The following is a 7,938-nucleotide window of genomic DNA, read 5'->3' on the forward strand; positions in this document are numbered from 1 at the left end:
CGTTGGCCCGAATCGACACTTGGTTAGCTCCCGCGGAAGAATAGCTCGTGTGTTTCGGTGAGGACTGGGCGCCGCTGGCGAGCCCTTAGGGCCCGCGGAAGAAAACTCGTGTGTTTCGGTGAGGACTGGGCGCCGCTGGCGAGGCGCGACGACGAGGAGTATTGGGGATACTTCGAGGAGGAGCAACATTAGCCAGCGGTGGTCAGAACCGGCGAAATGGATGGGTTATTCTTCCGCGGGCCCTTAGGTCCCGCGCGTTGCTGGTAGCGTGGCGCGACGCGCCGACGCTCGGCCCAGCCGATACGCGCGCGGCGTAGCTCCGGTCCAGCGCTTGAAGGCTCGGTTGAAGGCGCTCTGGTCCGAGAAGCCCAGCAGGTGGCTGACCTCGCACAAGGCGATGCCCTCCTGGCGCAGGTAGCTTTCCGCGGCCTCGCAGCGCGCTTTGTCCAACAGGCCGGCGTAGGTCACGTCTTCCTCTTGTAGACGCCGCTGCAGTGTGCGGCTGCTGAGTCCAAGCTTGCGCGCGATATGGTCGAGCGCAAGGTCGCCTCCGCGAAGCTCTTCGGCCACGGCTATGCGCACTTGGTCCAGGAAGCTGTGCGGAACGGGAAGTGCCTTCAAGAGGCTGCGAGCATGATCCTCCAGAAGCTCGTAGATTCCGGGATCGGCCTGTGGGGTCAGCGTGCTCCAGCTGGGCCTCGGCAGCACCAGCTGGTTGTGTACCATTCCGAAGTGGACAGGGCAGCAGAAGACCCTCTCGTACTCGCTCGTGTCAGCAGGCTCGGCAAACGCGAACTCCACCCGCGCGAGCGGAAGCGGGTGCCCGATGGCCTTGCCGCACCGCAACGCCACCAAGGACAGTGCATATTCCGCGTGCGTCCGTGCCGCCGCGCCTGGATGGTTGCTCTTGAGGCGGAACGCGATTTCGTGCTCGTCGCGGTCGTCTATCTCGAAGGCAGCGCCGGCGTTCACGATCGGGAAGTAGCGCGCGAGCTTCTCCAGCCCCTCCCCGACCGTCCGACTCGTGAACGCCAAGTAGTCGACGACCTTGTAGGCGCCGAACTGAAGCATCTCTGCAGCGTGCAGTGCGAGGGCCGGGTCCTTGGTGATCCGTTGGGCCTCCTCGAGCAGGGCCACGGCCTTCGTGAGCGGGATACGGGCGTCCGCGTCCATGATGGTGTCCTGGTCGATGCCGACGGTGCTCAACATGGGCGCGGTGTCTACACCGAGCCTTTGGCACCATCGAAGGACGGCCCGGCTCGATGCGGTCATGGTGGTGGCTACGGAGTCCATCGCGGCCCTTGGTTGAGGTTACCCGCTCGCGGGGAACCGTCCAGTCTCGGTCTGCTGGATAGCCCTGCTTTGTTGGCCAGTCCCGCCGGGTGACGCATAATAGACGTGCTCGTAACCAGCGATGGTGAGGACGCGTGTCAGGCCACAGCAGTATCCAGCGCCGCAACTTCGAACCGGGCGTGTGCGCCGAGCCAAAGCAGCGTGAGCGGCGCTCCCGGGTGCCTGCTACCGCCGCCGCGAGCCTGCGGGCGAGTACATGGCTGCGCGATCGCAGCACCGGGCAGCGCCTGTCTTGGTGTCTCGCAGCGCTGCTGTGCGGCTGTACCGGTTCCAGCGCCTACCCGGCACCGATCAGCGCGCCTCATCACGGGCCTCAGTCGGTGGCGCTGGACCCGGAGGCCGAGCTTCCCCCCCCCTGGAACCAAGCCGATGTAGCTCGCATTCGTTACGTGCAGGCGATTGTGCGCCGAGCCGCCGATCGTCATGGTGTGGAGCCCAGCTTGGTCAATGGCGTCATATGGGTGGAGAGCCGGTTCCAGCACAAGGCGCGGGGCCGCCGGGGACCGAGGGGGCTGATGCAGATCATGCCGAGCACGGGCAAGGCGTTGGCCAGGCAGCTGGATCGCGACTACGATCCCTACGATCCAGACTTCAACATCGACGCCGGGACCTACTACCTGTCGACTTTGCTCAAGCGCTTTGACGGCCGCGAGCACCTGGCGCTGGCCGCCTACAATCGGGGTCCGGGGCGTGTCGGGCAGCGTCTCCGGGACGGCCTTCCCATGCCGGAGCATGCGCGGCGTTACGTGCGCCGGGTGCTTGGCGCCATGCGGGCCTTCCAGCAGCGTCCCCTCTAGGCGCTGACGGCTAGTAGTCCGCATCGTGTCGAGCTCGACTCAACCACGCGTCAAATGGTCGGTGACAAAGCGGCTATCCAGGCTACCCAGGGACTGTCCGAAGGGCCCGGAGGTCCCTTGCGCCGCTTGCGGCAAACCGGTCGATTCCCTGCGTGCCGGCGCCGTCCTGCTCCTGCAGGACGGTTTTCGTTACCTGTGCAGCGCCGGCTGCCGCCAGCGTTATCGCGAGGGCGAACGCTGGGCCGGTAGTGCGGCGGGCCAGGTGCCTGAAGCCGCGTCGCAGGCGGCTGCTGGCCCCGACGACGGAGCTGGGCCGCGAGCTTCTGCCGACCGCCGATCCACGGAAGCTCCGGGCACCGCCGGGCCGCGTTCCACCCGCAAGAACGTCCTTTCGCCGGGTCCAGCGCCGGGACTTGCCGTCGGGCTCAAGATCATGACGCCCGCCGGGATCTGGGCGGCCGCAATCTCGGCGCTGGGGGCAGCCGTGGCTGCCTGGCCAGGGCTTGTTGCCGGGGGTGCGGTCGTTTCGGCGAGCCTGTCCGCCCTGTCCGCAGCGCTCGTGCTCTACAATACGTGGCCTGCTCGGCCGGACCTTGGCTGGCTCGGTTGGGCAGCGGCTCCGGGTGGGGTGGTGGCGGCCGCGTTGGGTAGCTACCTGGTGTTGCTCGAGGGGCACGGTTCGTGGTGGGGTCTCGAGGGTGCTTCGGCTGCCGCGCTGCTGCTGGCCGCCCGATTGTGGCTCGAGCGGCGCTGCAACAGGCCCGTGGCCCGGACGCTTGCCAGCGTAGTGGAACAGCTCCCGTCCACCGCGCGAGTTCCCGCCGTTGCGGGCATGGCTTCCAGCGACACCGAGCTCCGGCCGGTGCCCGCGGAGTCCTTGCGGACGGGTCAGGAGATCGTCGCACTCGAGGGTGACGTGGTAGCTGTGGACGGGGTGGTGAAGGCCGGCGGGGCGCTGGCTCTGCTTCACCCGGGAGCGAGCACTCCCGTGCCACGGAAGCAGGGCGACCCGCTCCTTGCAGGCGCTCGCATTGTATCGGGGGCGGTGCGGGTCATGGCGACTCGGGTCGGCCCGCAGCGAGCGCTCGTGCGGCCGCAGCGCTACGGCGATGGCGCAGCTCGCGACGGCGCCGTCGTCGCCCAGCGCGCGTACCAATTGGCGAGGTGGGGAGGGGCGCTCGTATGGCTTGCAGCGGCGAGCATATGGCTGGTCGTTGAACCCGCTGGTTTCAGCACGCCCCTTTGCAGCGCCGCCGCCGTACTGATAGCCGCGCCGCTTTCGGCGCTTCGCTCCGGAACATCGGTATCGCTGGTTGCAGCCGGTGCCGCGGCTGGCCTGCGAGGCATCGTGTTTCAAGACGCCAGAGCGCTCGAACGCGCAGGGCTCGTGTCCGTGGCTGCGATCTTCCCTCACGGCACCTTGACCAAGGGAAAGCCCGAGGTGGCCGAGCTGCTAGCGCTGCACGGGGCCGACGCCGACGAGATCGTCGCGCTCGCGGCCGCAGCCGAGGCAGAGGCGAGGGGGCAGCCTATTGCCATGGCGATCTTACGCTTCGCCGAGCGTCGCGGCGTCACGCCTACCGCAGTACGACGCGTAAACGTCCTGCCTGGGCGGGGTCTCACCGCGCTTGCGCCCGGTGGTGAGGAGCTCATCGTGGGCAATCGCCGCTTGCTGCTCGACGAGGGAGTCAGCGTCGCCATGGCAGATGCCGAGGCGGTCCGATTCGAAGCGAGCGGCGACACTTCGCTCTTCGTCGCGCTGGGCGGCCAACTTCGCGCAGTGCTGAGTTTGCACGATCCGGTACGGCCCGGGGCTCGCGCGGCCATCCAGCGCATGTTGGACCTGGGCATCGAGGTGGTGTTGCTGTCCGGTGATCAGCGAGGCACGGTCGAAGCCCTTGGCAGGGGGCTGGACGTAGCCCACGTCAAGGCAGAGCTGCTTCCCGAAGAGCGCGCCCAGGAAGTAACCAGGCTCGGAAGCACTGGGGATCGGGTGGCGGCGTTCGGCCATCCGGGCACGGACGATGCCGCGCTGGCGGCAGCGGAGGTTCCCATCGTGCTGGGCGCGGCGGGCGGGGCGGCAGGCGAGCACGCTATCGCGCTGGTCAGCACCGACTTCAGGGACGCTGCTGCGGCCCTGTGGATCGCGCGTCTTGCTAGAAACGAGGCGCAGCGCGCCGTACGTACAGCGCTCGGGAGTTTCGTCCTGGCTCTGACGGCTGCCGGTGTCGGAGTGCTCACACCTGCTGCGGCCGCATTGCTCGCGGCGCTAACCGATACGCATGCCGCGCGCGTGGGCGCCAGGCTGCTCGGGCGCGTGGCGCTCAGGTTGCCTGCGCCCAGCTGAGCGCGCTAGCCTGCACCGGTCACCAACTTCGAGCCCGATCGGTCGATGTGCCCGTGATAGCGGCCGATCGGCAGTCGAAGCGCCGGAGGCATAGTCGACACTATGTTGAGGACGCTGAGACGAGGACGCGGCTGTTTGCGCGGGCGGATCGGCCGATTGGGCCGGAGGCTGGTGACCGATGCGGGCAAGAGGTCCGGCAGGTTTCAGAAGGGCACTCGGCAGGAGCGTCGGAGATGAGCGACAAACCATGGGGTGGGCGTTTCACCAGCGACCTGGCGCAGAGCGCCGCGCGTTTCAGCGCCAGCGTGGATGTGGACCGGCGCCTCGCGCAGCACGATATTCGCGGTTCCATAGCTCACGCTCGCATGCTCGGTGCGCGGAACATAGTGAGCCAGCAAGATGCGGATCGCATGATCCAGGGTCTCGAGGAGCTTGCCTGCGAGGCGCAACAGGATCGCCTTGTGTGGGATCCGGCGCATGAGGACGTGCACATGAACGTCGAAGCAGCCTTGACCGCGCGCATTGGCTCGGCGGGTGCGCGATTGCACACCGGACGTAGTCGCAACGACCAGGTGGCTACCGATCTACGGCTGTGGTCGCGCCAGGCCTGTGAGGGCAGCGCGCTCCGAATAGACCAGCTGCTGTGCGTGATTGCTCGCCGTGCGGGCGACACGCTCGACGTCCTGCTTCCCGGCTACACCCACCTGCAGCGCGCGCAGCCCATCCGCCTCGCGCATCACCTTCTCGCCTGGGCCGAGATGTTGAGCCGCGACCGCTCGCGCCTGCTGGACGCGGCGCGCCGCATGGATGCCTCGCCCTTGGGATCGGGCGCGTTGGCGGGCACATCGTTCGGACTCGACCGAGAGCAGACGGCCAAAGAGCTCGGATTTGGCGAGGTGAGCCACAATTCGTTGGATGCCGTGGGCGACCGGGATTTCCTGATCGAAGCGACGGCGGCGCTCGCCATCTGTGCGGTGCATCTGTCTCGTATCGGCGAGGAGCTCGTCGTATGGAGCAGTCAGGAGTTTGGTTTCGTGCAGATGAGCGACGCGTTCACGACCGGCTCTTCGATGATGCCTCAGAAGAAGAACCCGGATATCGCCGAGCTGGTGCGCGGCAAGTGTGGCCGCGTGGTGGGTGATCTCGTGGCTCTGCTCGTCTTGATGAAGGGACTTCCGCTCGCCTACAATCGTGATCTGCAGGAAGACAAACCGCCGGTGTTCGACGCTTTCGACACGGTGGATGCATGCCTAAAAGTCCTGGCTGGTGCCTTGGCCGGCGCACAGTTCGATGCGAACCGGATGCGCCAAGCCGCTGAAGACGGCTGGCTGCTCGCCACGGATCTGGCCGACCACTTGGCCGCCAAGGGCGTGCCCTTCAGAGAGTCGCATCGGATAGTTGGGCGCCTGGTGGCGCGTGCTCAGGCGAGCGGCCGGCAGCTCGACGAGCTGTCTGTTGCGGAGCTCGAGGCCGAGCACGCGGGTTTCGCCGAAGACGTCCGCGAGGTGCTCGACGTCGAAGCGGCCGTGGAACGCAGAGCGCAGACCGGCGGCCCGGCGCGCGCACGGGTGCACGACGAGATCGAGGCCCTCGCCCGGCGCTTGCGGGCGCGCGGACTCGATCCGGAGCGCGTTGCGGCGTCGTTCGGGGTCACGACAGCCGTGGCGACCGGCCCGGCGCGTGAATAGGCCCGCTCAGCGGCTCGACGAGCGCTTCTTCGCCTACCGTGGCGGCTCGCTGTGCGCGGAAGCGGTGCCGTTCGATGAGCTTGCGCGCCGCTTCGGTACCCCGAGCTATGTCTACAGCGGCGCCGCCATGGACGACGCCTATGCGGCCATTGATGCTGCGCTCGAGACGACGCCGCACCTGGTGGCTTACGCCGTCAAGGCGAACGGCAACCTGTCGATCCTGAGGCGTCTCGGGCGCGCCGGTTGTGGGATGGACATCGTCTCCGGGGGAGAGCTCGCCCGGGTCCTTGCGGCCGGCGTACCGGCTGCGCGTATCCTCTTCAGCGGTGTCGGCAAGACGGATACCGAGCTGCGAGCCGCCTTGCGCGCCGGGGTGCGTTCGATTCACGTGGAGAGCGCACCGGAGCTCGACGCGCTCGAAGGCGTTGCGCATGAGCTGGGAGCACGCGCTCCGGTTGCGCTCAGGGTCAATCCCAACGTGGACTCCGAGACCCACCCCTACATCGCGACCGGTCTGCACGACAACAAGTTCGGTCTGGAGCTTCCGATCGCGCGTTCGTTGTTGCCGCGCATCCTCGCCAGCCCCCACCTGAGTCTTGTGGGTCTTGGCTGCCACGTGGGTTCCCAGTGCCGGTCGCCGGCGCCTATCGAGGACGCGGTAGCGATCACCGCTTCGTTCGCTGCGGAGTGTGCTCGGGCGGGGGCGAGGTTGCGCCTGCTCGATGCCGGAGGCGGTTGGCCGATTCGCTACGGTGATGAGGTCGAGCGCATACACCCGCCGGCGGATTTCGGGCAGGCCATTCGACGGGGCGTCGAGCGAGGCGGCGCAGCCGGCTTGAATCTTGAAATCGCGGTCGAGCCGGGTCGCGCGCTCGTGGGTGACGCAGGGGTCCTGCTGACCCGCGTGCTGTACGTGAAGGAGCAGGCGGGGAAGCGCTTCGTGGTAGTGGACGCCGCCATGACCGAGCTGATTCGGCCGGCACTCTACCAAGCCTACCACGCGGTGTTGCCCGTCACCGAGCCGGACCCCCGAGCGGGCCGCGCCCCCGCCGACCTGGTTGGTCCGGTATGCGAGACCGCCGATTTTCTGGCGCTGGCGCGACCGCTGCCGCCCCTGCGGAGGGGGGACCTGCTCGCTATCCGGGGTGCTGGGGCGTATGGAGCTTCCATGGCGAGCAACTACAATGGGCGTCCACGAGCGCCCGAGGTGATGGTTGACGCCAACTTGATGCAGCTGATTCGCGCGCGCGAGACCATCGAAGACACGTGGCGAGGCGAGATGTCTTCTAGCGTGAGCATCCCATGAAGACCAGCGTGGAGCTGTTGTGCGATCATCCGGGGTTCGTCTCGCAGGTTGCGGACTGGTTGCGCGAGGAGTGGCCTGGGTTCTTTTCGGTGCGCAATCCCAAGAGCTATGTCGAGGCGCGCCTTCAGCGTCACAAGTTGCCGCTGACGTTGATCGCATTGCGGGGCAAGGAACCCGTCGGAACGGTAGCCCTCAGCCCCAAGAGCTTGCGAGCCTACACACATCTTTCGCCGTGGGTCTCCGGGCTGGTGGTCCGGCGCGGTTATCGTCGTCATGGCATCGGCAGTCAGTTGGTTGCCGCGGCGACCGAGCTAGGCTGGCGGCTAGGCAATCGGCGCCTTTATGTTGCGGCCTGCCACCCGAAGCTGGTTGCGCGACTCGGCTGGCGTTTCATCGCCAGAGCGCAACACGGCGGTCAGCGCATCGCCGTGATGGGCTTGTCGCATC

Annotated in this window: 6 protein-coding genes; 5 read left to right on the forward strand and 1 reads right to left on the reverse strand. The window is 67.4% G+C overall.

Annotated features, from left to right (window positions below; all coding sequences use genetic code 11):
• Nucleotides 1-243: 243 nt before the first annotated feature.
• Entirely contained in the window at nucleotides 244-1,293 is a 1,050-nt protein-coding gene (locus MJD61_02070) for an AraC family transcriptional regulator (GenBank protein MCG8554065.1), read from the reverse strand.
• A 134-nt stretch (nucleotides 1,294-1,427) separates the two neighbouring features.
• Here MJD61_02070 and MJD61_02075 point away from each other — a divergent pair, with 134 nt between their 5' ends.
• From MJD61_02075 to MJD61_02095, 5 genes are all read left to right on the forward strand, one after another.
• Nucleotides 1,428-2,150 carry a lytic transglycosylase domain-containing protein gene (locus MJD61_02075; protein ID MCG8554066.1) on the forward strand — a complete coding sequence of 241 codons (723 nt, stop codon included), beginning with the start codon at nucleotides 1,428-1,430 and terminating at the stop codon, nucleotides 2,148-2,150.
• 61 nt (nucleotides 2,151-2,211) lie between these two features.
• The gene (locus tag MJD61_02080; protein ID MCG8554067.1) at nucleotides 2,212-4,497 is read left to right on the forward strand and encodes an HAD-IC family P-type ATPase; all 2,286 of its coding nucleotides are present in this window, start codon (nucleotides 2,212-2,214) and stop codon (nucleotides 4,495-4,497) included.
• 233 nt (nucleotides 4,498-4,730) lie between these two features.
• The gene (gene argH, locus MJD61_02085) at nucleotides 4,731-6,185 is read left to right on the forward strand and encodes an argininosuccinate lyase (GenBank protein ID MCG8554068.1); all 1,455 of its coding nucleotides are present in this window, start codon (nucleotides 4,731-4,733) and stop codon (nucleotides 6,183-6,185) included.
• On the forward strand, nucleotides 6,178-7,491 hold the full coding sequence (gene lysA, locus MJD61_02090; protein MCG8554069.1) for a diaminopimelate decarboxylase: 1,314 nt from the start codon (nucleotides 6,178-6,180) through the stop codon (nucleotides 7,489-7,491). The genes argH and lysA overlap by 8 nt, the downstream gene beginning before the upstream one ends.
• Nucleotides 7,488-7,938, forward strand: a 451-nt coding sequence (locus MJD61_02095) for a GNAT family N-acetyltransferase (protein ID MCG8554070.1), incomplete at its 3' end; no start/stop codon positions are given. The genes lysA and MJD61_02095, both read left to right, overlap by 4 nt.

It is taken from the genome of Pseudomonadota bacterium, from assembly GCA_022361155.1.
In the GTDB taxonomy this organism is placed as follows: Bacteria; Myxococcota_A; Polyangia; order Polyangiales; family JAKSBK01; genus JAKSBK01.

Bases quoted from the DNA above. Each gene is read 5' to 3' on its own strand.
- MJD61_02070 (MCG8554065.1), bottom strand. From the start codon at position 1,293: ATGGACTCCGTAGCCACCACCATGACCGCATCGAGCCGGGCCGTCCTT.
- argH (MCG8554068.1), top strand. From the start codon at position 4,731: ATGAGCGACAAACCATGGGGTGGGCGTTTCACCAGCGACCTGGCGCAG.